The sequence below is a fragment of the Phycicoccus jejuensis genome (assembly GCF_000720925.1).
Taxonomy (GTDB): domain Bacteria; phylum Actinomycetota; class Actinomycetes; order Actinomycetales; family Dermatophilaceae; genus Phycicoccus; species Phycicoccus jejuensis.
The window spans coordinates 162,960-185,844 of the sequence record NZ_JOEE01000007.1 but is presented as its reverse complement, the minus strand read 5'-3'; the positions used below and the strand labels follow the sequence as shown (position 1 = coordinate 185,844).

At 74.0% G+C, this 22,885-nt stretch carries 23 protein-coding genes; 17 read left to right on the top strand and 6 right to left on the bottom strand.

Annotated elements, in window-relative coordinates:
* Positions 1-72: 72 nt before the first annotated feature.
* The gene (locus IG69_RS0114415; RefSeq protein WP_030528873.1) at positions 73-1,296 is read right to left on the bottom strand and encodes an acetyl-CoA C-acetyltransferase; all 1,224 of its coding nucleotides are present in this window, start codon (positions 1,294-1,296) and stop codon (positions 73-75) included.
* 191 nt (positions 1,297-1,487) lie between these two features.
* Between IG69_RS0114415 and IG69_RS0114410 the strand changes: the two genes are divergently transcribed.
* Positions 1,488-1,880: a RidA family protein gene (locus IG69_RS0114410; RefSeq protein WP_030528872.1), complete on the top strand. Its 393-nt coding sequence runs from the start codon at positions 1,488-1,490 to the stop codon at positions 1,878-1,880.
* Positions 1,881-1,897: 17 nt separating this feature from the next.
* Here IG69_RS0114410 and IG69_RS0114405 read toward each other — a convergent pair whose 3' ends face one another.
* Entirely contained in the window at positions 1,898-2,947 is a 1,050-nt protein-coding gene (locus tag IG69_RS0114405) for an SGNH/GDSL hydrolase family protein (RefSeq protein ID WP_036830215.1), read from the bottom strand.
* Between the two features lie 90 nt (positions 2,948-3,037).
* Here IG69_RS0114405 and IG69_RS0114400 point away from each other — a divergent pair, with 90 nt between their 5' ends.
* The 4 genes from IG69_RS0114400 to IG69_RS0114385 are packed head-to-tail and all read left to right on the top strand — an operon-like array spanning position 3,038 to position 7,458.
* Positions 3,038-3,424, top strand: a complete 387-nt coding sequence (locus IG69_RS0114400) for a thioesterase family protein (RefSeq protein ID WP_030528870.1) — start codon at positions 3,038-3,040, stop codon at positions 3,422-3,424.
* 56 nt (positions 3,425-3,480) lie between these two features.
* Positions 3,481-4,857, top strand: a complete 1,377-nt coding sequence (locus IG69_RS0114395) for a cystathionine beta-synthase (RefSeq protein ID WP_030528869.1) — start codon at positions 3,481-3,483, stop codon at positions 4,855-4,857.
* Between the two features lie 37 nt (positions 4,858-4,894).
* Positions 4,895-5,374, top strand: a complete 480-nt coding sequence (locus IG69_RS0114390) for a DnaJ family domain-containing protein (protein ID WP_030528868.1) — start codon at positions 4,895-4,897, stop codon at positions 5,372-5,374.
* A gap of 56 nt (positions 5,375-5,430) precedes the next feature.
* Positions 5,431-7,458 carry an NADPH-dependent 2,4-dienoyl-CoA reductase gene (locus IG69_RS0114385; RefSeq protein WP_030528867.1) on the top strand — a complete coding sequence of 676 codons (2,028 nt, stop codon included), beginning with the start codon at positions 5,431-5,433 and terminating at the stop codon, positions 7,456-7,458.
* 79 nt (positions 7,459-7,537) lie between these two features.
* Here the strand turns inward: IG69_RS0114385 and IG69_RS0114380 are convergent, their stop codons facing one another.
* Entirely contained in the window at positions 7,538-8,146 is a 609-nt protein-coding gene (locus IG69_RS0114380) for a TetR family transcriptional regulator (RefSeq protein ID WP_051750588.1), read from the bottom strand.
* A gap of 72 nt (positions 8,147-8,218) precedes the next feature.
* Here IG69_RS0114380 and IG69_RS21170 point away from each other — a divergent pair, with 72 nt between their 5' ends.
* The 3 genes from IG69_RS21170 to IG69_RS0114365 all read left to right on the top strand — a co-directional run bounded on the left by IG69_RS21170 (position 8,219) and on the right by IG69_RS0114365 (position 11,774).
* Positions 8,219-8,728: a MarR family winged helix-turn-helix transcriptional regulator gene (locus IG69_RS21170; protein ID WP_051750587.1), complete on the top strand. Its 510-nt coding sequence runs from the start codon at positions 8,219-8,221 to the stop codon at positions 8,726-8,728.
* Entirely contained in the window at positions 8,725-10,419 is a 1,695-nt protein-coding gene (locus IG69_RS0114370) for an MDR family MFS transporter (protein ID WP_084696822.1), read from the top strand. The genes IG69_RS21170 and IG69_RS0114370 overlap by 4 nt, the downstream gene beginning before the upstream one ends.
* Positions 10,420-10,745: 326 nt before the next feature.
* Complete coding sequence (locus tag IG69_RS0114365) at positions 10,746-11,774, top strand: hypothetical protein (protein ID WP_036830213.1); 1,029 nt, start codon at positions 10,746-10,748, stop codon at positions 11,772-11,774.
* Positions 11,775-12,086: 312 nt separating this feature from the next.
* Here IG69_RS0114365 and msrA read toward each other — a convergent pair whose 3' ends face one another.
* Positions 12,087-12,785 (bottom strand): peptide-methionine (S)-S-oxide reductase MsrA, encoded by a 699-nt coding sequence (msrA, locus tag IG69_RS0114360; protein WP_030528862.1) that lies wholly within the window; start codon positions 12,783-12,785, stop codon positions 12,087-12,089.
* A 37-nt stretch (positions 12,786-12,822) separates the two neighbouring features.
* Between msrA and IG69_RS0114355 the strand changes: the two genes are divergently transcribed.
* From IG69_RS0114355 to IG69_RS0114325, 7 genes are all read left to right on the top strand, one after another.
* Positions 12,823-13,827 (top strand): GNAT family N-acetyltransferase, encoded by a 1,005-nt coding sequence (locus IG69_RS0114355; RefSeq protein ID WP_169742071.1) that lies wholly within the window; start codon positions 12,823-12,825, stop codon positions 13,825-13,827.
* A 49-nt stretch (positions 13,828-13,876) separates the two neighbouring features.
* Positions 13,877-15,055: a cystathionine gamma-synthase gene (locus IG69_RS0114350; RefSeq protein ID WP_030528860.1), complete on the top strand. Its 1,179-nt coding sequence runs from the start codon at positions 13,877-13,879 to the stop codon at positions 15,053-15,055.
* A gap of 188 nt (positions 15,056-15,243) precedes the next feature.
* Positions 15,244-16,194 carry an intradiol ring-cleavage dioxygenase gene (locus IG69_RS0114345; RefSeq protein WP_030528859.1) on the top strand — a complete coding sequence of 317 codons (951 nt, stop codon included), beginning with the start codon at positions 15,244-15,246 and terminating at the stop codon, positions 16,192-16,194.
* 11 nt (positions 16,195-16,205) lie between these two features.
* Complete coding sequence (locus IG69_RS0114340) at positions 16,206-17,522, top strand: glutamate mutase L (protein ID WP_030528858.1); 1,317 nt, start codon at positions 16,206-16,208, stop codon at positions 17,520-17,522.
* A gap of 32 nt (positions 17,523-17,554) precedes the next feature.
* Positions 17,555-18,550, top strand: a complete 996-nt coding sequence (locus tag IG69_RS0114335; RefSeq protein WP_030528857.1) for a daunorubicin resistance protein DrrA family ABC transporter ATP-binding protein — start codon at positions 17,555-17,557, stop codon at positions 18,548-18,550.
* Positions 18,547-19,407 carry an ABC transporter permease gene (locus IG69_RS0114330; RefSeq protein ID WP_030528856.1) on the top strand — a complete coding sequence of 287 codons (861 nt, stop codon included), beginning with the start codon at positions 18,547-18,549 and terminating at the stop codon, positions 19,405-19,407. The genes IG69_RS0114335 and IG69_RS0114330 overlap by 4 nt, the downstream gene beginning before the upstream one ends.
* A 75-nt stretch (positions 19,408-19,482) precedes the next feature.
* Complete coding sequence (locus tag IG69_RS0114325) at positions 19,483-20,325, top strand: PhzF family phenazine biosynthesis protein (RefSeq protein ID WP_030528855.1); 843 nt, start codon at positions 19,483-19,485, stop codon at positions 20,323-20,325.
* 182 nt (positions 20,326-20,507) lie between these two features.
* Here the strand turns inward: IG69_RS0114325 and greA are convergent, their stop codons facing one another.
* Together greA and IG69_RS0114315 are read right to left on the bottom strand one after the other, a co-directional pair.
* Entirely contained in the window at positions 20,508-20,993 is a 486-nt protein-coding gene (gene greA, locus IG69_RS0114320; RefSeq protein ID WP_030528854.1) for a transcription elongation factor GreA, read from the bottom strand.
* 134 nt (positions 20,994-21,127) lie between these two features.
* A complete protein-coding gene (locus tag IG69_RS0114315; protein ID WP_051750585.1) occupies positions 21,128-21,556 on the bottom strand; it encodes a DUF4307 domain-containing protein in 429 nt (142 codons plus the stop codon).
* Between the two features lie 92 nt (positions 21,557-21,648).
* Here IG69_RS0114315 and mca point away from each other — a divergent pair, with 92 nt between their 5' ends.
* Together mca and IG69_RS0114305 are read left to right on the top strand one after the other, a co-directional pair.
* Complete coding sequence (gene mca, locus IG69_RS0114310) at positions 21,649-22,587, top strand: mycothiol conjugate amidase Mca (RefSeq protein ID WP_030528852.1); 939 nt, start codon at positions 21,649-21,651, stop codon at positions 22,585-22,587.
* Entirely contained in the window at positions 22,584-22,841 is a 258-nt protein-coding gene (locus IG69_RS0114305) for a hypothetical protein (protein WP_030528851.1), read from the top strand. Before mca ends, IG69_RS0114305 begins: the two co-directional genes overlap by 4 nt.
* Positions 22,842-22,885: the final 44 nt, after the last annotated feature.

Below are 22,885 nucleotides of genomic sequence, written 5' to 3'. Positions count from 1 at the left end.
TCCGCCACCTGCGGGAGGCCTCCGAGGAGGTCCCGAGGTGGCGGATGCGCAACCAGTCGGGGGTGACGGGCGTCAGGAGAGGCGCTCGACGACGATGGCCATGCCCTGGCCGCCGCCGACGCACATCGTCTCGAGGCCGAACTGGCCGTCACGGGCCTGCAGCCCGTTGAGGAGCGTCGTCATGATCCGGGTGCCGGTGGAGCCGAAGGGGTGCCCGAGGGCGATGGCCCCGCCGTGGACGTTGAGCTTGTCGAGGTCCATCCCGAGGTCGTCGGCGCTGGGCAGCACCTGGGCGGCGAAGGCCTCGTTGATCTCGTAGAGGTCCATGTCGTCGATGGTCATGCCGGCGCGGGCGAGCGCCTGGCGCGAGGCCTCGACCGGGCCGAGGCCCATGATCTCGGGGGAGAGCGCCGAGACCCCGGTCGAGACAATGCGGGCGAGCGGGGTCAGGCCGAGCTCCTTGGCGCGGGTGTCGCTCATGACGACGACACCGGACGCGCCGTCGTTGAGCGGGCAGCAGTTGCCCGCGGTGACGGTGCCGTTCTCGCGGAAGACCGGCTGCAGCCCCTGCACGCCCTCCAGCGTCACGCCGGCGCGCGGGCCGTCGTCGGTGGAGACGACCGTGCCGTCGGCGAGCGTGACGGGGAGGATCTCGCGGGCGAAGAAGCCGTCGGCGATCGCCTTCTCGGCCCGGTTCTGGCTCGTGACGCCCCACTCGTCCTGGCGCTGACGCGAGACACCGCGCAGCGTCGCGACGTTCTCGGCGGTCTGGCCCATCGCGAGGTAGACGTCGGGCAGGAGGCCCTGCTCACGCGGGTCGGACCAGGTCGTGTTGGCGGCGGCCGTCTCGGCGGAGCGCTCCATCGCCTCGGCGAAGACCGGGTTGAGCGCGTCGGGGTCGGACTCGCCGGCGCCGCGGAAGGCCGCGTTGGTCGAGACCGACTCGACGCCGCCGACGACGAAGGCGTCGCCCTCGCCGGCCCTGACCGCGTGGAAGGCCATCCGCATCGTCTGGGTCGAGCTGGCGCAGAAGCGGTTGACGGTGGCGCCGGGCAGGCCGTCGAGTCCGGCGAGGACGCCGATGACGCGCGCCATGTTGTTGCCGGCCTTGCCGCTGGGGTCGGCGCAGCCCCAGTACAGGTCGTCGAGGGTGGTCGGGTCGAGCCCGGGCAGCTGCTCGAGGAGGCCGTGGACGACCTGCGCCGACAGGTCGTCGGGCCGGACCTCGCGCAGGGAGCCCTTGAAGGCGCGCCCGATCGGGGTGCGGGCGGTGGCGACGATGACGGCCTCGGTCACGGGGTCCTCCTGGCGGTGGTCGACGGGCGGGCCACGGGCCCACCTCGCGAGGTGAGCGAGCGCTCACCACGGGTCGCACCAGCCTAGGCCGCGACCCGGGAGGAGGGAACCGGGACGGCACGTGGGGTGGGTCTCGTCGGGCGCGCCCGCGAGGGGTCGTGCATCCGGGCGCGGAGGGACATGATGGCCCCATGGGCACCTCGCGCAGCCGGGCATCCTCCGGGTCTCCGTACGAAGCGACCGTCGGGTTCGCCCGCGCCGTCCGCGTCGGGAACCACGTCGCCGTCTCCGGCACGGCACCGATCGGTGAGAACGGCCAGGTCAGCAAGGACGCCGGCCAGCAGACCCGCCGCTGCTGGGAGATCGCGCTCGGCGCGCTCGCCGAGCTCGGCGGGCGGCCGGAGGACGTCGTCCGCACCCGGCACTACGTGACCGACCTCGACGTCGTCGACGCCGTCTCGGCCGTGCACGGCGAGATCTTCGGCGACATCCGGCCGGCCAGCACGATGGTTCGCGTGGCGGGGCTCATCGACGAGCGCTGGCTCGTCGAGGTCGAGCTCGACGCCATCGTCGGCGACGACTGAGGCGCGCGCCCCGCGGCTCAGCCGGCGGTGCTCGCGCCCTCGTCGGCCCCGGTGACGGCAGGGCCCCCGGCCGGGGGAGCGCCTCCGGGACGGCGGCGCAGGAGCACCGCCCACCGCCCGCGGGGGCCTCGGTCCTGGCCGGCGATCTCGGTCGGCGACACCTCGGTGCCCGCCTCACGCACGGCCTGGCCGGCGGCGACGGCCACCGGGTTGACGCCCTCGCCGCGGCGCGGCTCGGGGGCGCGGTCGCCCGTGTCCTCGCCCCAGACGCGCAGGGCGGCGCAGACGCTCGGCAGCAGCACGGCGGCGGCGCGGGCGTAGCCGGCCGCCGAGGGGTGGAACTGGTCGGCGCTGAACATCTCGCGGGGCCGGGCGCGGAACTCCGGCCCGAGCAGGTCGCCGAGCGAGACGGTGCGGCCGCCGGCCTCGACGACCGCGACGGTCTGGGCGGCGGCGAGGTCGCGCGACCACCGCCGCATGAGGGTGCGCAGCGGCTGCTGGATCGGCTCGATGGTCCCGAGGTCGGGGCAGGTGCCGACGACGACCTCGCAGCCCAGGGCCCGGATGCGCCGGACCGTCTGCTCGAGGTGACGGACGGCGGCGGCGCGCTCGATCCGGTGGGTCACGTCGTTGGCGCCGACCATGACGAGGACGACGTCGGGCCGCATCACGTCCTCGAGGGCGTTGGCCAGCTGGCGCTCGAGGTCGCTGGACTCCGCCCCGACGACGGCCCGGTTGGTCAGCCGGACCGGGCGACCCGTCAGGGCCGCGACGCCGTTGGCGACGATCGCCCCGACGGTCTCGTGGGGCTCGTCGGCGCCCATCCCGGCGGCCGAGGAGTCGCCGAGGACGACGATCTCCCACGGCGTGCCGTGCCCGGCGCCGTAGACGCCGTCGTCGTCGGGCGAGGTGTCGAACGGGCGGCCGATGAGGCGGCGCGCGATGGCCGCCTCGGTCTTGATGACGCCCCAGCCGAGCGCACCGAGGGCGGCTCCGGCCGCGGCGAGGCCGCCCCCGCCGTACGCGGCGGTGGCGGCGATCCTGCGAGCCCTGCGTGCGCGGCCCATCGATCCTCCTGCCGGGGTGGACGTCCACCGTAGCCCCGGCGGCCGACACCTCGGGCCGGATGCCCCCGGCCGCGCCCCTACCGTGGACGGATGGACACTTGGAGCGGACGGACGGCCGAGGAGACCCGCACGGTCGCACCGGGTGACACCGCCCGGTCGGTGGGGTCCGGCGACCTCCCCGTCCTCGGCACGCCGCGGCTGCTCGCCTGGCTCGAGGCGGCGACGGTGGCGGCGGTGGCCGACGTCCTCGGGCCAGGCGCGACGAGCGTCGGCACCCGGGTCGAGCTCGAGCACAGCGCTCCGAGCGCGGTGGGGGAGCAGGTGACGGTGCGGGCCGAGGTCGTCGGCCACGACGGCCGCCGGCTGCGCTTCGCGGTGCAGGCCCACGACGCCGCGGGGCGCATCCTCGCCGCGGGGACCGTCGAGCGGGTCGTCGTCGACGCGGCGCGGTTCGTCGACCGCCTCGGGCGCGGCTGACCCTCCGCTCGTCGGCGCGCGGGGGTGCCCGCCCGGACCGTGACAGGATGGCGGGCGTGAAGTACGCCGAGCACATCGCAGACCTCGTCGGGGACACCCCCCTCGTCAAGCTCAACTCCGTGACCGAGGGCATCGGGGCGACCGTCCTGGCCAAGGTGGAGTACCTCAACCCGGGCGGGTCGGTGAAGGACCGCATCGCGCTGAAGATGGTCGAGGCCGCCGAGGCCTCCGGCGAGCTCCAGCCGGGCGGCGTCATCGTCGAGCCGACGTCCGGCAACACGGGGGTCGGGCTCGCGCTGGTCGCCCAGCGCAAGGGCTACACCTGCATCTTCGTCTGCCCGGACAAGGTCTCCGAGGACAAGCGCAACGTGCTGCGCGCGTACGGCGCGGAGGTCGTGGTCTGCCCGACGGCGGTCGCGCCGGACCACCCGGACTCGTACTACTCCGTCTCGGACCGGCTCGTCCGCGAGACGCCGAAGGCCTGGAAGCCGGACCAGTACTCCAACCCCAACGGCCCCCTCTCGCACTACGAGAGCACGGGCCCGGAGATCTGGCGCGACACCGACGGCGAGATCACCCACTTCGTGACCGGCGCCGGCACCGGCGGCACGATCAGCGGCGCCGGCCGCTACCTGCGCGAGGTGTCGGCCGACCGCGCGAGCGGCCGTGTCCAGGTCGTCGCCGCCGACCCCGAGGGCTCGGTGTACAGCGGCGGCTCGGGCCGTCCGTACCTCGTCGAGGGCGTCGGCGAGGACTTCTGGCCGAGCGCCTACGACCCCGACCAGGTCGACCGGGTCGAGGCCGTCTCGGACGCCGACTCCTTCGAGATGACCCGCCGCCTGGCCCGCGAGGAGGGCCTGCTCGTCGGCGGCTCCTGCGGGATGGCCGTCGTCGCCGCGCTGCGCGTGGCCCGCGAGCTGCCGGACGACGCGGTCGTCGTCGTCCTCCTGCCGGACTCCGGCCGCGGCTACCTCTCGAAGATCTTCAACGACGACTGGATGGCCTCCTACGGCTTCATGAGGGCCGAGAACCAGCGCACCGTCGGCGACGTGCTGCACGCCAAGGCGGGCGACCTGCCCGCGCTCGTGCACACGCACCCGAACGAGACGCTGCGCGACGCCATCGAGATCCTGCGCGAGTACGGCGTCTCGCAGATGCCGGTCGTCAAGGCCGAGCCGCCGGTCGTCTCCGGCGAGGTCGCGGGCGCGGTGTCCGAGCGCGCGCTGCTCGAAGCGCTGTTCACCGGCTCGGCGCACCTCGCCGACCCGGTCGAGAAGCACATGAGCGCGGGCCTGCCGCTCGTCGGCGCCGGCGAGCCGGTCAGCACCGCGCGGCACGAGCTCGAGGGCTCGGACGCGGTGCTCGTCGTCGAGGACGGCAAGCCGGTCGGCGTGCTGACCCGGGCCGACCTGCTCTCCTTCCTCGCCGACTGACGGGCTCCTCCGACCCGTCACGGGTGAGACTGGGGGCATGGCGGACCGGCCCCGGTACGAGTCACCGGTCGAGCGCGCCATCCGGGAGGCCCAGGAGCGCGGCGAGTTCGACGACCTTCCGGGCGCGGGCAAGCCGCTGCGCCTGGAGCACACCGACGACCCGATGTGGTGGGTGCGGCAGCTCGCCGAGCGCGAGGACCTCGACTTCACCGGTGCGCTGCCGCCCGCCGTCGCCCTCCGCAAGGAGGCCGCGACCTTCCCCGGCTCGCTGCTGGAGCTGCACACCGAGGAGTCGGTCCGGACCGTGCTCGAGGACTTCAACCGGCGGGTGCGCCGCGACCGGCTGCGCCCGCCGGACCCGCGGATGCCCCCGCTGCTGGCCCCGACGGTCGACGTCGACGACGTCGTCGAGCAGTGGCGGGCGCTGCGAGCATCCTCACAGCCGGTGCAGGTTGACCCGCCGGTAACAACGGGGGAGGCTCGCCCGAGGCGCCGCTGGTGGCGCCGCCGGCACTGACCCGACGGCCGTCCGTCGCGGCCCGGTCGCTGCCGGCGCCCGACGAGGAAGGCCCGATGAGCGACTACCCCCACCTGCTCGCCCCGCTCGACCTCGGCCACGTGACGCTACCCAACCGGGTCGTCATGGGGTCGATGCACACCGGGCTCGAAGACCGGGCCAAGGACTTCCCGAAGCTCGCCGCCTACCTCGCGGAGCGGGCCGAGGGCGGTGCGTCGCTCATCGTCACCGGCGGCTTCGCCCCGAACCTCGAGGGGACGCTCTACCCCGGCGCCTCGAAGCTGAGCAGCCGCCGTGAGGTGGCGCGCCACCGCCTCGTGACGGACGCCGTCCACGCGGCCGGCGGGCGCATCGCCCTCCAGCTGCTGCACGCCGGCCGGTACGCGTTCACGCCGTGGTGCGTCGCGCCGTCGGCGGTCAAGAGCCCGATCAGCAAGTTTCGCCCGAGGGCGTTGTCCGACAGGGGAGTCCGCCGACAGGTCCGCGCCTTCGCGCGGTCGGCGCGGCTGGCCCGTGAGGCCGGGTACGACGGCGTCGAGGTGATGGGGTCCGAGGGGTACCTGATCAACCAGTTCCTCGCGCCGCGCACCAACCGGCGCACCGACCGGTGGGGCGGCAGCGCCGAGAACCGCCGGCGGTTCGCCGTCGAGGTCGTCCGCGCGGTGCGCGAGGCCGCCGGCCCGGACTTCCTCCTCGTCTACCGGATCTCGGTGCTCGACCTCGTCGAGGAGGGCCAGACGTGGGACGAGGTGACGGCCCTGGCCCGCGAGGTCGAGGCGGCCGGCGCGAGCATCCTCAACCTCGGCATCGGCTGGCACGAGGCGCGGGTGCCGACCATCGTCACCTCGGTGCCCCGCGCGGCCTTCGCCGACCACGCGGCCCGGCTGCGCGCGCACGTGGGCATCCCGGTCGTCGCGACCAACCGCATCAACACCCCGGAGGTCGCCGAGCGCGTCCTCGCCGGCGGCGCCGACCTCGTCTCGATGGCCCGCCCGTTCCTCGCCGACCCGCAGTTCGTGCGCAAGGCGGCGCAGGGGCGCGCCGACGAGATCAACACGTGCATCGCCTGCAACCAGGCGTGCCTCGACCACACGTTCGCCAAGCAGCGCGCCACCTGTCTGCTCAACCCGCGCGCGGGCCGCGAGACCGAGCTCGTCATCGGCCGGGCGCCGGTGCGCCGCAAGGTCGTCGTCGTCGGTGGCGGTCCGGCGGGGATGGCCGCCGCCGTCACCGCGGCCGAGCGCGGCCACGAGGTCGAGCTGCTCGAGGGGCGCGACCACCTCGGCGGCCAGTTCGACATCGCGATGCGCATCCCCGGCAAGGAGGAGTTCTCCGAGACGATCCGCTACTTCACGCGGCGCCTCGAGGTGCTCGGCGTGACGGTGCGCCTCTCGACGTGGGCCGGCGCCGCCGCGCTCGCCGCGGCCGGCGTCGACGACGTCGTGGTGGCGACCGGGGTCACGCCCCGGCTGCCCGACATCCCGGGCATCGACCACCCCTCGGTCGTCACCTACGACCGGCTGGTGCGCGGCGAGCGGGTCGCCGGTCAGCGGGTCGCGGTGATCGGTGCCGGTGGGGTCGGGGTCGACGTGTGCGAGTTCCTGACGACCGACCGCTCGCCCTCGCTCGACGTCGACGCGTGGCGGGCGGAGTGGGGCGTCGGCGACCCCGAGCGCACCCGCGGCGGGGTCGAGCGACCGCGGCCGGAGGCCAGCCCGCGGGAGGTCGTGCTCCTCCAGCGCAAGGCCACGCCCATCGGCCGGGGGCTCGGCAAGACCACGGGCTGGGTGCATCGGGCGTCGTTGCGCGCCAAGGGGGTCGAGCAGGTGACGGGCGTCGTCGAGTACGAGCGCATCGACGACGAGGGGCTGCACGTGCGGCTCGGCGACGACGGCTCGCAGCGTCGCGTCATCCCCTGCGACACGCTCGTCGTCTGCACCGGGCAGGACTCGGTGCGCACGCTGGCCGACGAGCTCGAGGAGCGGGGTGTGCGGGTCCACGTCGTCGGGGGAGCGGACGTCGCCGCCGAGCTCGACGCGAAGCGCGCCATCCGGCAGGGCACGGAGGTCGCCGCCGCCCTCTGACCCGCGTCGCCACCCGCGAACGCGTGTGAACCCGCCGGGGACCCCCGGCGATTTCACACGCGTTCGTGGAAAGCAGAGGTCAGCGCAGGCCGACGGCGTCGAACGCGGTCTCGAGACGCTGCAGGAGCGAGCCCGTCGAGCCGGCCGCCCGGTGCTGGTGGAACGCGGCGCGCAGCGCGGCCATCGCCGTGCGGGCGGCGAGCCCGGTCGCGAGGTCGTCGGCGGCGTCGGTGCCGGCGCGCTCGTGTGCGGCCTCGACGAGCGCGCTCTCGAGGCGGTGCCCCGCCCCGGCGATGCGCGCCTCGAGCTCGGGCACCCGGGCGGCGAGCTCGCTGCGCATCCGCCAGAGCTCCGGCTCGTCCTCGAACCCGCGCACGTGCTCGGTGAGGACCGCCCGCAGCGCCTGCGGCAGCGACTCGTCCGCCGGGCGCGCGAGCACCGCCTGCCGCAGCTGCTCGGTGCGCGCGGGGTCGGCGCCGACGAGCGCCGCCTCCTTGGTCGGGAAGTAGTTGAAGAAGGTGCGCGGCGAGACGTCGGCCTCGGCCGCGATCTGCTCGACCGTCACCTCCTGCACGCCGTGGGCGAGCGCGAGGCGGACGGCCGCGGTGTGCAGCCGCTGGCGCGTCGCCTCCTTCTTGCGGTCGCGCAGGGAGGGGGTCGCCTCGGCGGTCGCGGAACCCGGTGCCATGCCCCCAAGTATGCCCGGTGTGCACGACGAGCAAATTTGCACACTCTGCAAGAACAGGCATATGCTTGTGTCATGCAAGCAACCGCCGACCCGCTCGTCACCGAGCACCTCTCGGCGATGTTCGGACTCCTCAGCCGGGCCCACGTCGTCGAGGGGCCGGTGACCCGTTCCGAGTACACCCTCCTGGCCCTCACCGCGAAGCGCGGCCCCGGGCGCGCGTGCGCCCTCGCCGACGCCGTCGGCCTCGACCAGTCGACGACGAGCCGACGCGTCAGCGCGCTCGTCGACCGCGGCTTTCTCGAGCGCACCCCGGACCCCGACGACGGCCGGGCCCAGCTCGTCGGCCTCACTGACGCCGGCCGCGAGGTGCTGCTCCAGGAGCGCCGCCGCCGCGAGGAGCTCGTCGCCATCGCCCTCGAGGACTGGGACGAGTCCGACCGCCGCACCCTGGCCGACCTGCTCGGCCGCCTCCAGACCTCCCTCGCGCGCGTCGCGAGGGACCACGACCACCCCGTCCGCAGCGTCGCGGGCCCTGCCCACCCCGCCCCCGAGGCGGCCGACCGCGAGAGGACCACTGCATGACCACCGCGACCACCACGGCTCCCCAGCCGTACAAGCTGAGCCCCGCCTCCCGGCGGGTGTTCGTCGGCCTGATGCTCGGGATGCTCGTCGCCTCCGTGAGCCAGACGATCGTCGGGCCCGCGATGCCGCGCATCGTCTCCGAGCTCGGCGGGATGGACCACTACAGCTGGGTCGCCACCGCCGCCCTCCTCGTCTCGGCGATCACCGTCCCGATCGTCGGCAAGTTCTCCGACCTCTACGGCCGCCGCGGCTTCTACATCGCCGGCCTCGTCGTCTTCATGGTCGGCTCGCTCGTGGCCGGCTTCGCCCAGTCGTTCTGGGTGCTTGTCGCCGCGCGCGCCATCCAGGGCCTCGGCATGGGCACCGTGATGCCGCTGTCGCAGACCATCATCGGCGACATCATCCCGCCGCGTCAGCGCGGCAAGTACCAGGGCCTGATGGGCGCCGTCTTCGGTGTCACCTCGGTCGCCGGCCCGCTCGCCGGCGGGTTCATCACCGACCACTGGGGCTGGCGCTGGCTGTTCTTCGCAGGCATCCCGATCGGTGTCGTCGCGACCGGCTTCATCCTGCGCTTCCTCCACCTGCCGCACGAGCGCCGTGAGGCGAAGGTCGACAGCTGGGGCATCGCCACGCTCGCCGTCGGGCTCACCGCGGTCCTGCTCGCCACCTCGTGGGGCGGCACCTCGTACCCGTGGGGCTCGGCGACCATCATCGGCCTCTACGTGGTCGGCGTCCTCGGGCTCGTGGCCTTCGTGTTCGCCGAGAGCCGCGCCGAGGAGCCCGTCATCCCGCTGCGCCTCTTCCGGTCGCGTGTGTTCACCGCGGCCAACATCGCGAGCTTCGGCCTGGCCATGGTGATGTTCGGCTCGATCATCTACATCCCCGTCTTCGCGCAGGGCGTGCTCGGGGTCGACGCGACGAACTCCGGTCTCATCCTCGCGCCGCTCATGGTCGGCCTCATCGTCATGGGCATCCTCACGGGCCTGGTCATCACGCGGACCGGTGTCTACAAGCCGTTCATGGCCGCCGGGGTCGTCATCATGGGCGCCGGCATCTGGCTGCTCACCCGCCTCACCTTCGAGTCGAGCCAGACGCAGCTGACGCTGGCCATGGTCGTGCTCGGCATCGGCATCGGGATGGCGATGCAGCAGTACACGCTCGTCGTGCAGAACGCCTCCGAGAAGCGTGACCTCGGGGTCGCGACCGCGTCGAGCCAGTTCTTCCGCAACGTCGGGTCGACGGTCGGCATCGCGGTGTTCGGCACCGTGCTGACGAGCGGTCTGGGCGGCGCCATCGCCTCCCACCTCCCGGCCGGGGCCGCGGCCTCGATGCCGGAGGGCGCCGCCAGCGCCGGCTCGGTGCTCGACCCGGCCGCGCTCTCGCAGCTGCCGCCGGCCGTCGCGACCGCCGTGCGCCAGGGGCTCGCGGACCAGCTGCACGAGGTCTTCCTCATCGGTCTCCCGATCGTCGCGCTCGTGCTGCTCGCGACGCTCGCCATCAAGGCTCTCCCGCTGCGCGACAGCAACCACGCGGAGACGCCGGCCGAGAGCGCCGAGCACGCCGGCCACGAGCTCCTCGACACGATGTCGCAGTCCAGCGCGGAGGCTCGGACCACCCCGGCCGGCGCGTCGGAGACGAGCGGCACCACCGACGCCCCGGCTCGCAGGGAGCCGGAGCCCGCCGTGCGCTGACCCCGGTCGCCCGCACGGACGAGGCCCCCCGCTGGACAGGGAGCGGGGGGCCTCCTGCGTGCCCGGGCGCGGAAGCATCTCCCGGCCAGGCAGCGATGACCCCGCACGTGCGGGCTTGTCGAGGTTGGCTGGGTCTTCGGACAGCGATAACCCCGCATGTGCGGGCTTTTTGAGGTCCGGAAGGTCTCGCGACAGCGATGACCCCGCACGTGCGGGCTTTTCGAGGTTGGCTGGGGGTTAGGACAGCGATATCCCCGCACGTGCGGGATGCCGGGCCTGTGGATGACGCGAACGCCGTGCGCCCGGATGAGGGCAGGCTCGGTTCCGTGACCGACCAGCCGCTCGACACCTCCCGCCCGTTCCTGGGCGTCGAGGCGATGGAGCGCGGCGTCGCGACCGAGGCATCGCTCCGGGGCCCGCGCTTCCGACGCCTCGTGCACGGCGTCTACGTGGACGCCAAGGCCCCGGTCGACGCCCGCGTCCGCGCGCAGGCAGCGATGCTCGTCGCGCCGGCGGCGACCGTCGTCTCGCGGCACACGGCGGCTGCGCTGTGGGGTGGCGTCGCTCCCGACGACTGGCAGACGCACGTGACGACGCTCCGACCGGATGCCGTCCAGCGGACGGCGGCTCGGGAGGCGCGTTCGCGGGCGAGGGGCGGCGGTCCGGGCTGCTCGGCGCAGGCGCGCCGGCTGCTCGAGTGGGGCCGCATGGACGTCGACGGCGTCGACTCCCGCGTCTCATCGGACCGCTCGGGCATCACGACCCGCCACGGCCTGCGGGTCACGACACCGGAGCGCACGTTCCTCGACTGCGCCGAGGACCTCGACGTCGTCGAGCTCGTCGTCCTCGGCGACAGCCTGGTGCACGCCGGAGTGACGACTCCGGACGCGCTCGTGTCCGCAGCCGCGTCCATCGGCCGGTACCGGCGCCTCGCCCGGCGCGCCGCCGCACTGGTCCGGGTGGGTGTCGACTCGGCGCCCGAGTCACGGACGAGGATGCTGCTGACGCTCGCGGGACTCCCGGAGCCCGAGACGGACCTGCGCTTCCACGACGCCGACGGGACCCTGATGCGTCGCGCCGACATGGGGTATCGGCGACGCAAGGTCAGCGTCGAGTACGACGGTCGCCAGCACGCCGAGGACGACCAGCAGTGGGCGGGGGACATCCGTCGTCGCGAGGAGTTCGACGGCTGGGGGTGGCGTATGGTCGTCGTGACGTCTCCCGGGTTGTGGGTCGAGCCGGAGACCACCGTGCAACGCGTGGCCACGGTCCTGTCCGAGCGTGGCGAACGCGTCACGGCCCGGTCCGACGAGTGGCGGCGCTACTTCGGGCCGCGTCACCTCCGCAGCGCCTGACGAGACAACCCCGCACGTGCGGGCTTTTCGTGGTCTGGACCGCGCGCGGACATCGATAACCCCGCACGTGCGGGCTTTTCGAGGTCGGCTGGGATTTCGGACATCGATAACCCCGCACGTGCAGGCCTTTCGTGATCGGGAAGGTGTTCGGACAGCGATAACCCCGCACGTGCGGGCTTCTCGTGACCGGGAAGGTGTTCGGACAGCGATAACCCCGCACGTGCAGGGTTATCGGGGTCGGCGAGGGGCCGGACGACGACACGAGGCCCCCTCTCGGGCGGGAGGGGGCCTCGTCGGACGGTCCGGAGGGGGTCAGCCGCGCGGCGGCGCGACGTCCGTCTGGGCCGGGAGGTTGGCGACGCCGACGGGGCAGGTCAGGCCGTTCGGGCCGTGGTTGCAGTAGCCGCCGGGGTTCTTGTGGAGGTACTGCTGGTGGTAGTCCTCGGCGTAGTAGAACGGGCCGGCCTGCTCGGCGGTCGCGATCGTCGTCGTGATGGTGCCGCGCCCGACCTTGGTCAGCTCGCCCTGGAACGCCTCGCGCGTCGCCTCGGCGGCCGCGGCCTGGCCGGGGGTCGTCGTGAAGATGGCCGAGCGGTAGGCGGTCCCGACGTCGTTGTACTGCCGGTTGCCCTGCGTCGGGTCGTGGTTCTCCCAGAACGCCTTGAGCAGCAGCTCGGGGGAGGTGACGGTGGGGTCGTAGGCGACGAGGACGGCCTCGGCGTGCCCGGTCCGGCCGGTGCAGGTCTCCTCGTACGTCGGGTTGGGCGTGAAGCCGCCCATGTAGCCGGCCGCCGTCGTCACGACGCCGGGCAGCTTCCAGAAGATGCGCTCGACGCCCCAGAAGCAGCCCATCGCCACGTACAGCACCTCGGTGCCGTCGGGCCACGGACCCTCCAGGGGGGTGCCGAGCACCTCGTGGGTCGTGGGCACCGGGAAGATCCGGTGCTCGCGGCCCGGCAGGGCCTCCTCGCGGGTGGGGAGGGTGGTCTTCGCACTCGAACCGAAAAGCATGTGTGGTCCAACCGCCGGGGATGGCACGGTGTTCCGCGTGATCTCCCTCGTCCCGGTCTCCGGACTCGACACCGACCTCGCCGCCCGCGCCCGCTTCGACGCCTGGGCCCGTGTGCTCGAGGACGTCGCCCGCGACGAGCAGGGCGAGGACCACGACGCCTGGAGCGCCGAGGAGCTGCGCGGGCTCGAGGGCTCGGCGTCCAAGCGTCGCCTCCAGGTGCTCGCCGTCGACGGCGACGAGCCCGTGGGGGCCGCGGGTGTCATCGCCCCGCTGCTCGACAACGAGTCGACCGCGCAGGTGTTCGTCGCCGTGCTGCCGGCGCACCGCCGCCGCGGGGTCGGCGACACGCTGCTGCACTGGGTCGAGGAGCAGGCGCGCGACCTGGGCCGCACCACGCTGCACGCCGAGACCCAGTGGGGCGCCGACACCGACGACGACCCGTTCGCCGGATGGGTCGAGCGGCACGGCTTCGGGTCCGCGCAGACCGTGCTGCGCTCCGACCTCGCGGTGCACCAGGCCGAGGTGCCCGAGCAGGTCGTGGCCGACGGCTACCGCCTCGAGACCCACGTCGACGCGATGCCCGAGGCCGACCTCGCCGACCGCGCGTTCCTCGCCCGCCGGATGTCGACCGACGCGCCGCTCGGCGACCTCGAGCTCGACGAGGAGGAGTGGGACGAGGAGCGCGTCCGCGGTGAGGACGAGCGCACCCGGGCCATGGGCCGCCGGGTCGTGTCGACCTTCGTCCGCGACCTCGGCACCGGCCGGCTCGTCGGCTACACGAGCATCCAGCTGCCCGAGGGGACGCCGCACCTCGCCTTCCAGCACGACACGCTCGTCACCCGCGAGCACCGCGGCCACGGGCTGGGGATGGCGCTCAAGCTGGCCAACCTGCGCGCGCTCGCCGAGGCGCTGCCCGAGGTGCGCGTCGTCCGGACGTGGAACGCCGAGGAGAACGCGCACATGCTCGCCGTCAACCGCGCGATGGGCTTCCGCCCGAGCGGCCGGCTGCGCGCCTGGCAGCGCCACCTCGGCCGGGGATGACCGCACCCCGCGGTGCCGACGGACCCCCGGCGGCCCCTACGCTCGGAGGATGACTTCCGAGAACCTCGGCTTCTCCTCCCGCGCCATCCACGCCGGGCAGGAGCCGGACCCGCTGACCGGCGCCGTCGTGCCGCCCATCCACCAGGTGAGCACCTACAAGCAGGACGGCGTCGGCGGCCTGCGCGGCGGCTACGAGTACTCGCGCTCGGCCAACCCGACGCGCGCCGCGCTCGAGGAGTGCGTCGCCGCGCTGGAGGGTGGTGAGCGCGGCTTCGCGTTCGCCAGCGGCCTCGCTGGCGAGGACACCGTGCTGCGCGCGCTGCTCGCGCCGGGCGACCACGTCGTCGTCCCGTCCGACGCGTACGGCGGCACCTACCGGCTGTTCAACAAGGTCGTCCGCGCCTGGGGTGTCGACCACTCCATCGCGAAGGTCGCCGACGTCGAGTCTGTGCGGGCCGCGATGCGCCCGGAGACGCGGATGGTGTGGGTCGAGACGCCGACCAACCCGCTGCTCGGCATCGCCGACATCGAGGCGATCGCGGCGGTCGCCCACGAGGCCGGTGCGCTGCTCGTCGTCGACAACACCTTCGCGTCGCCGTACCTGCAGAACCCCATCGCGCTCGGCGCGGACGTCGTCGTGCACTCGACGACCAAGTACGCCGGCGGCCACAGCGACGTCGTCGGCGGCGCCGTCGTCGTCGCGCCGGGCGCCACGACGCGCGACGGCGAGTCGGTGGCCGAGCGGGTCGCGTTCCACCAGAACTCGATGGGCGCCGTCGCCGGCCCGTTCGACGCGTGGCTGGTGCTGCGCGGCCTCAAGACGCTGGCAGTCCGCATGGAACGTCACTGCGACAACGCCGAGGCCGTCGTCGACTTCCTCCAGAGCCACCCCGGCGTGGCGTCCGTGCACTACCCGGGCCTGCCCGACCACCCGAACCACGACGTCGCGCGCCGCCAGATGAAGCGGTTCGGCGGCATGGTCGCCTTCCGCGTCAAGGGCGGCGAGGACGTCGCGGCCAAGGTCTGCGGCGAGACGCAGCTGTGGACCCTCGGCGAGTCGCTCGGCGGCGTCGAGTCCCTCATCGAGCACCCCGGTCGGATGACGCACGCGTCGGTCGCGGGCACCGAGCTCGAGGTGCCGGCCGACCTCATCCGCCTGTCCGTCGGCATCGAGGACGTCGAGGACCTCGTCGCCGACCTGCGCCAGGCGCTCGACCGCCTCACCTGACCCGCCCCGCCGGCGGAGCACCACCCGTCGAGTGAACAGGACACGCCGTGCGCGCCCCGAGCCGCACGGCGTGTCCTCCTCTCTCGACGGGTCGGAGGCGGTCACAGGAGGCGGACAGCGGACGCACACCGGATGGCTCGGCAGGCTTCCTACGGTCGTCGGGACGACACCGACCCGGAGGTAGACCGATGACCCGCACCGACGACCAGCCCACCTACGAGGGCCGCCCGCTGCCCCGCCCCGACGACGAGGTCGTCGACCAGGGGCTCGCCTTCGACCTCGGCACGCTGCTCGACCGCCGCCGGATGCTCGCCGTCCTCGGCATCGGGGCCGCCGGCACCGCGCTCGCGGCGTGCGGCGCGTCGACGTCGTCGAGCGGCTCGACGGCGACGGGTTCCGCGACCGCATCCGCGAGCGCCACGGCGTCCGCCACCGCGAGCGACGCCGCCGACACGTCGCTCACCGAGATCCCCGACGAGACGGCCGGCCCCTACCCGGGCGACGGCTCCAACGGGGCCGACGTCCTCGAGCAGAGCGGGGTGGTCCGCTCCGACATCCGCAGCAGCTTCGGCACCTCGACGACGACGGCCGAGGGCGTGCCGATGACGTTGCGGCTCACCATCCTCGACGTCGCCGGCGGAGGTGGCCCGATGACCGGCGCCGCGGTCTACGTCTGGCACTGCGACAGCCAGGGCCGCTACTCGATGTACTCCGACGGCGTGACGCAGGAGAACTACCTGCGCGGCGTCCAGGTGACCGACGACTCCGGCGTCGTCGAGTTCACGAGCGTCTTCCCGGCCTGCTACTCGGGCCGCTGGCCGCACATCCACTTCGAGGTGTACCCGGACGAGGCGAGCATCACCGACAGCACGAACGCCATCGCCACCTCGCAGGTCGCCCTGCCGAAGTCCACCTGCGACACCGTCTACGCGACGAGCGGGTACGAGCAGTCGGTGAGCAACCTGGCGCAGATCTCGCTGACGAGCGACAACGTGTTCGGCGACGACGGCGGCGTGCACCAGCTCGGCACCGTCTCCGGCGACACGAGCAGCGGCTACACGGTCGCGCTCACCGCCCCGGTCGACACGACGACGCAGCCGACCGGGGGAGGTGCGCCCGGCGGCGGACCCGGCCACTAGGGTCTCGGGGCGTGGGTGCGGTCCTGTGCGTCGACGTCGGGTCGACCTTCACGAAGGCGTTGCTCGTCGGTGACGACGGCGAGGTCCGCGGGCGCGCGTCGCACCCGACGACCGTCGCCACCGACGTCATGGACGGGGTCGACGCCGTCCGCGCCGCGCTCGCCGACGGGGCGGCGCCCGAGCGGACTCTCCTGTGCTCCAGCGCCGGTGGCGGTCTGCGCGTCGCCGTCGTCGGCTACGAGCGGGAGGTGACGGCGGAGGCCGGCTTCCGGGTCGGTCTCTCGGCGGGCGGGCGCGTCGTCCACGTCGCGTCCGGGCCGATGGTCGGCGCCGACGTCACCGCCCTGCGCGCCGACCGGCCCGACCTCGTCCTCCTCGTCGGCGGCACCGACGGGGGCAACGCCGACGTCCTCCTCCACAACGCCCGCCGGCTCGCCCGGGCCCGGGTCACCGCCCCGGTCGTGGTCGCCGGCAACGCCGACGCCGCGGACGCCGTCGTCGCCGAGCTCGAGGCGACGGGGCGGCGCTTCACCGTCACGGGCAACGTGCTGCCGCACATCGGCGAGGTCGCTCCCGACGGCGCGCGCGCCGCCATCCGCGAGGTCTTCCTGCGCCACGTCATCGGCGGCAAGGGCCTCTCGCGCGGCCGCGGGTTCGCCGAGCTCGTCCGCGCGGCCACCCCCGACGCGGTGCTGCGGGGGGTCGAGGTGCTGGCCGAGGCACGCGGCGAGGACGTGCTCGTCGTCGACGTCGGCGGCGCGACGACCGACGTCTACTCCGTCGTCACGCCGCAGGGCGAGGACGCCGCCATCCACCGCGAGGTCGTCGGGCCGGTCTGGCACGCCCGCACGGTCGAGGCCGACCTGGGGATGCGCTGGAACGCCGAGGGCATCGTCGAGGCGTCGGCGCGCGAGCGGATGCCGCTGCCCGACGCGGTGGCCGGTCACGCCGCGCGGGTCGCCGCCGACACCGGGGCGCTGTCGACGAGCGACGCCGAGTGGGCCGCCGACGAGGCGCTCGCCACGGCCGCCGTCACCGTCGCCCTGCGTCGGCACGGGCGGCCCGCCGCGGGGGAGCGGCCCCGGCCGCTCGCCGACGTCGGGATGCTCGTCGGCTCCGGCGGGGTGCTGCGGCACGCCCCGGACGGCACCGCCGAGCGGGTGCTCGGCGCGGCGCTCGCCGACCACGGCGGCGGCTGGCGGGTGCCCGACCGGGCCGTCGCCGCCGTCGACCGCGACTACGTGCTCTTCGCCGCCGGGCTGCTCGCCGACGTCGACCCCGCGCGGGCGTCCGCGCTGGTCGGGGGACTGTCACCGAAAAGGGGGTGACCGCTGTCGGCGGGTGGCCCTACGGTCGGTCCATGACGACCAGCGGCGCGGCCATCGAGGCCGTCGACCTCGTGAAGACCTTCGGTGACTTCACGGCCGTCGACGGCGTCAGCTTCTCGGTGCCGAAGGGCACCGTCTTCTCGATGCTGGGGCCGAACGGCGCCGGCAAGACCACCACCGTCCGGATGATGACGACGCTCTCGCGGCCGACGAGCGGCACGGCCCGGGTCGCCGGTCTCGACGTCGTCCGCGACGCCGACGCCGTGCGCCGCCGGATGGGGCTGACGGCGCAGTCGGCGACCGTCGACGAGCTCCTGACCGGCCGCGAGAACCTGCGCCTCGTCGGCGACCTCTACGGCCTCGACCGGCGCACCGTCCGCCGGGTGGCCGACGAGCTGCTCGAGCGCTTCTCGCTGACCGACGCCGCGACGAAGGTCGTCAAGGAGTACTCCGGCGGGATGCGCCGCCGGCTCGACCTCGCGGCCAGCCTCGTCGCGACCCCACCGGTGCTCTTCCTCGACGAGCCGACGACCGGGCTCGACCCGCGCAGCCGCGTCGAGCTCTGGGGCGTCCTGCGCGACCTCGTGCGCGAGGGCACGACGCTCTTCCTCACCACGCAGTACCTCGACGAGGCCGACCAGCTGGCCGACCGCATCGTCGTCGTCGACCACGGGCGGGTCATCGCCGACGGCACGCCGCTCGAGCTCAAGGACCGCTCCGGCGCCGCCAGCCTCGTCGTCGCGGTCAGCCGCCCGGCCGAGGTCGAGAGGGCCGCCGAGATCGTCCGGGGCGAGGTCGGCGAGATCCACCTCGACCGCGACGCCCGCCGCATCACCGCCCCGGCCGAGGGGGTCGGGGCGCTGACCCGCATCGCGGCCCGGCTCGACGAGGCCGGCATCGACCTCGACGACATCGGGCTCCAGCGCCCGAGCCTCGACGACGTCTTCCTCACCCTCACCGGGCACCGGGCCGAGTCCGAGGCCCCTGGTGCCACGTCCGACGCGAGCGCCGAGGAGGCCCTGCGATGACCGCTCCGACCACCACCACCGCCGCCGGTCGGCCGTTCCACGCCGAGCACCCGAGCGCCGCCGGCACGAGCCCGGTCCGCCAGATCTCGGCACTGGTGCGCCGCAACCTGACCCACATCAAGCGCCAGCCCGAGATGCTCACCGACGTCACCATCCAGCCGGTGATGTTCGTGCTGCTCTTCGCCTTCGTCTTCGGCGGCTCGATCGTCGTGCCCGGCGTCGACTACAAGGAGTGGCTGCTGCCGGGGATCATGGCGCAGACGATGACCTTCAGCGCGTTCATCGTCGCCATCGGCCTCAACACCGACCTCGGCAAGGGCATCGTCGACCGCTTCCGGTCCCTGCCCATCGGCCGCTCGTCGGTCGTCGTCGCGCGCAGCGTCTCGAGCCTCATCCACTCGATGATCGGCATCGTCGTCATGTCGGTCACCGGGCTGTTCGTCGGGTGGGGCATCCACCACGGCGTGCTGCGTGGGCTCGCCGGCTACGGCCTGCTCCTGCTCTTCGGCTTCGCGATGATCTGGGTCGGCATCCTCTTCGGCTCGGCGCTGCGCTCGGTCGAGGCCGTGCAGGGCGTCATGTTCACGACGGTCTTCCCGATCACGTTCCTGTCCAACGCGTTCGCGCGCACCGACGTCATGCCCGACTGGCTGCGGTTCCTCGCCGAGTGGAACCCCATCAGCTCGCTCGTCCAGGCGCTGCGCGAGCTCTGGGGCAACGACGGCATCCCGCTGCCGGCCGACTCGGCGCTGCCGCTGCAGCACCCGGTGCTGACGACCGTCATCTGGTCGGTCGGGCTCTCGGCGGTACTCGCGCCGCTGGCCGTCCGCTCGTTCGTCAACCGGACCCGCGACTGAGCGCGGGCGTCGGTCGTCCGCTCGTCGACGGGCCCGGGGACGTCCGCGGCGGCCGGCCCGTGCTTCGATGACGGCATGACCGCCGTGCGCCTCGTCGACGTCTTCTCCGAGCGAGCCTTCCGGGGCAACGCCCTCGCCGTCCTCCACGACGCAGACGGGATGTCCGACGACGAGATGCTCGCCGTCGCGCGCTGGACCAACCTCTCGGAGACGACCTTCCTCACCGTCCCCACCGACCCGCGCGCCGACTACGGCGTGCGGATCTGGACGATCGGCGGCGAGCTGCCCTTCGCCGGCCACCCGACCCTCGGTAGCGCCCACGCCTGGCTCGAGGCCGGGGGCGTGCCGCAGACCGAGGGTGTCGTCGTCCAGGAGTGCGCGGCCGGGCTCGTCGAGGTGCGGCGCGGCGCCGACCGCCTCGCGTTCGCGGCCCCGCCGCTCGTGCGCTCCGGAGCGGTCGAGGGCGACGAGCTCGCGTGCGTCGTCGCGGCCCTCGGGGTCGCACCCGCGGACGTCGTCGACGCCGCCTGGGTCGACAACGGGCCGGGCTGGCTCGCCGTCCTGCTCGCCTCGCCCGAGGCCGTCCTGGCCGCTGCGCCGGACCCGGTGCTGGCGCGCGGGCTCAAGGTGGGCCTCGCGGCGCGCTACCCGGCCGGGGCGCGCACCGACGGGGTGGACCTCGAGGTGCGGGCGTTCTTCTCCGACGAGCGCGACTTCGGGGAGGACCCCGTCACCGGCAGCCTCAACGCGGGCCTGGGCCAGTGGCTGGTCCCCGCCGGGTACGCGCCCGAGCACTACGTCGCGGCGCAGGGCACGGTCCTCGGCCGCGAGGGCCGGGTGCACGTCGACGTCGAGGACGGCGTCGTGTGGGTCGGCGGCGCGACGCACACCCTCGTCGACGGCGTCCGGCCCGCCTGAGCGCCCCGCCGGGGCGATCTCGCGGTGCCGGGGCGCCATGACGCCCCGGCACCGCGAGGTCGGGGCGGCGTGGCGAGACGGGGGCGGCGAGACGACGTCGGGGCGGCAGCGCGGTCGGACGACGGACGGCCCGGCCCCACGAGGGGGCCGGGCCGTCCGTCACGTCGCCGGAGCGACCGGGCTCAGCCGGTGTAGGGCTTCGCCGCGAGGATCTTGACCTCGATCTGCTTGCCGTTCGGGGCCTCGTACGAGACCGAGTCGCCGACCTTGTGGCCGTTGACGGCCGCGCCGATCGGGGACTTCTCGGAGAAGACCTGCATCGAGGAGTCGGTGATCTCGCGGGAGCCGAGGAGGAACTTCTCCTCGTCGCCGAACATGTCGACGGTGACGATCATCCCGGGCTCGACGACACCGTCGTCCTTGGGGGTCTCGCCGATGACGGCGTTCTCGAGCAGCTGCGTCAGCTGGCGGATGCGGGCCTCCATCTTGCCCTGCTCCTCCTTGGCCGCGTGGTAGCCGCCGTTCTCCTTGAGGTCGCCCTCCTCGCGGGCCGCCTCGATCTTCTTGGCGATCTCGGTGCGGCCGGGGCCGGTCAGCTCGTCGAGCTCGGCCCGGAGGCGGTCGAAGGCCGCCTGCGTGAGGTAGCTCTGGTTCGTCGTCTCGGTCACGGGTCATCAACTCCTGCGAAGTGCGTAGGGGCGCCGGACCCTCGCGGGCGCGCCGCGGGGTGCTTACGGCAACGGGCCCGGGCCGACCGCCGTCTCGCGGCGCTAGCGTCGGCACGGACCCGAACGTGAAGGATTCAGTCTACCAACGTGCGGCGCTCGCGCCACAATCGTCGCGCGCCGTCGTGCGAGGTCAGCCCGCCGACGCGCACGCAGGACTCGACGACACCGGTCACCGCGCGGGCGCTCGTGCGCACTTCGACGACCCGGTGGACGATCGCCGGACCGTCCGCCGGGATCGCGTCCTCGACCGTCCCGACGCGGCCCTTCGACCCGTCGAGCCCGCTGACCCGGCACGTGACGGCCGTGCCCTCGGGCCGCACGAGGTCGTAGCCGACGCGCACGAGGGCGTCGGACTCCACGCGGTAGCCCGTCACCGTCGGGCGCACCTGGCCGGCCGTCGCGGTCCACCCGTACCAGGCGATGCCGGCCACGGCGAGCACGACCGCGGCGAGCGCGAGCAACGTGCGACGGCCGGCGGGGTCGCGCGGGTCGGGCAGGCGCACGGCTGCTCCCTCGGTGGTCGGCGGGCAGTGAGAGGATGGTCCTCGGTCCATTCTCGGGTACCGCCCGAGCCCACCTGCACGAAGGGTCTCTCATGTCCGAACGGCTCCGGCTCATGTGCGTCCACGCGCACCCTGACGACGAGTCGAGCAAGGGTGCGGCGACGATGGCGAAGTACGTCGACGCCGGCCACGAGGTGCTCGTCGTCTCCTGCACCGGCGGCGAGCGCGGCGACATCCTCAACCCCCGGCTCAAGGACGACGTCCACATCCTGCGCGACCTCGCCCAGGTCCGCCGCGACGAGATGGCGCGCGCCCGGGACATCCTCGGCGTGCAGCACACCTGGCTCGGGTTCGTCGACTCCGGCCTGCCGGAGGGCGACCCGCTGCCCCCGCTGCCCGAGGGCTGCTTCGCGCTCGAGCCGCTCGAGGTGACGACGGAGGCGCTCGTGCGCGAGATCCGTCGCTTCCGCCCGCACGTCGTCACGACGTACGACGAGAACGGCGGCTACCCCCACCCCGACCACATCATGACCCACGACGTCTCGGTCAACGCCTTCGCGGCGGCCGGCGACCCCGACGCCTTCCCCGAGGCCGGGCCGGCGTGGCAGCCGCTCAAGCTCTACTACAACCAGACCTTCAGCCGCGCCCGCATCGAGGCCTTCCACGAGGCGCTGACCGGCCTCGGCCAGGAGAGCCCGTACGCCGAGTGGCTCGAGAACTGGACGCGCACAGAGCGCGTCGTCACCACCCGCGTCCAGTGCGCCGACTGGTACGACCGCCGCGACGCGGCGCTGCTCGCCCACGCCACCCAGGTCGACCCCGACGGCCCGTGGTTCCAGGTGCCGCGCGACCTCCAGGCGCAGGTCTGGCCGGTCGAGGAGTACGAGCTCGCGCTCTCGTTCGTCCCGTTCGTCGACGGCGAGGACGACCTGTTCGCCGGCCTGCCGACCGACGTCGCGGAGGCCGACGCCCTCGCGACGAGCCCCGACCTCGCCCTCGTCCACGACACCGTCACGGAGCGTGCCGCATGAACGACTCCCCGCCCGACGTCTCGACCGGCTTCCTCGCGTTCATCGCGTTCACGGTCCTCGCGCTCGCGCTCTGGTTCCTCATGCGCAACATGAACGCGCGGATGCGCCGGATGTCCTACCGCCAGCAGCGGGCCCACCGCGGCCGCGACGAGCAGCAGGCCGGCCCGGCCGACGTCGAGCCGGAGCCCGGCGACGCGCTCGAGGCGGACCCGCGCGACCCGCGGCGCGACGACGGGTCGCCGGGCGCGGTCTGACCCGCTGACCTCCGGCTCCCCGGCGCCGAGCCGCGGATGGGAGG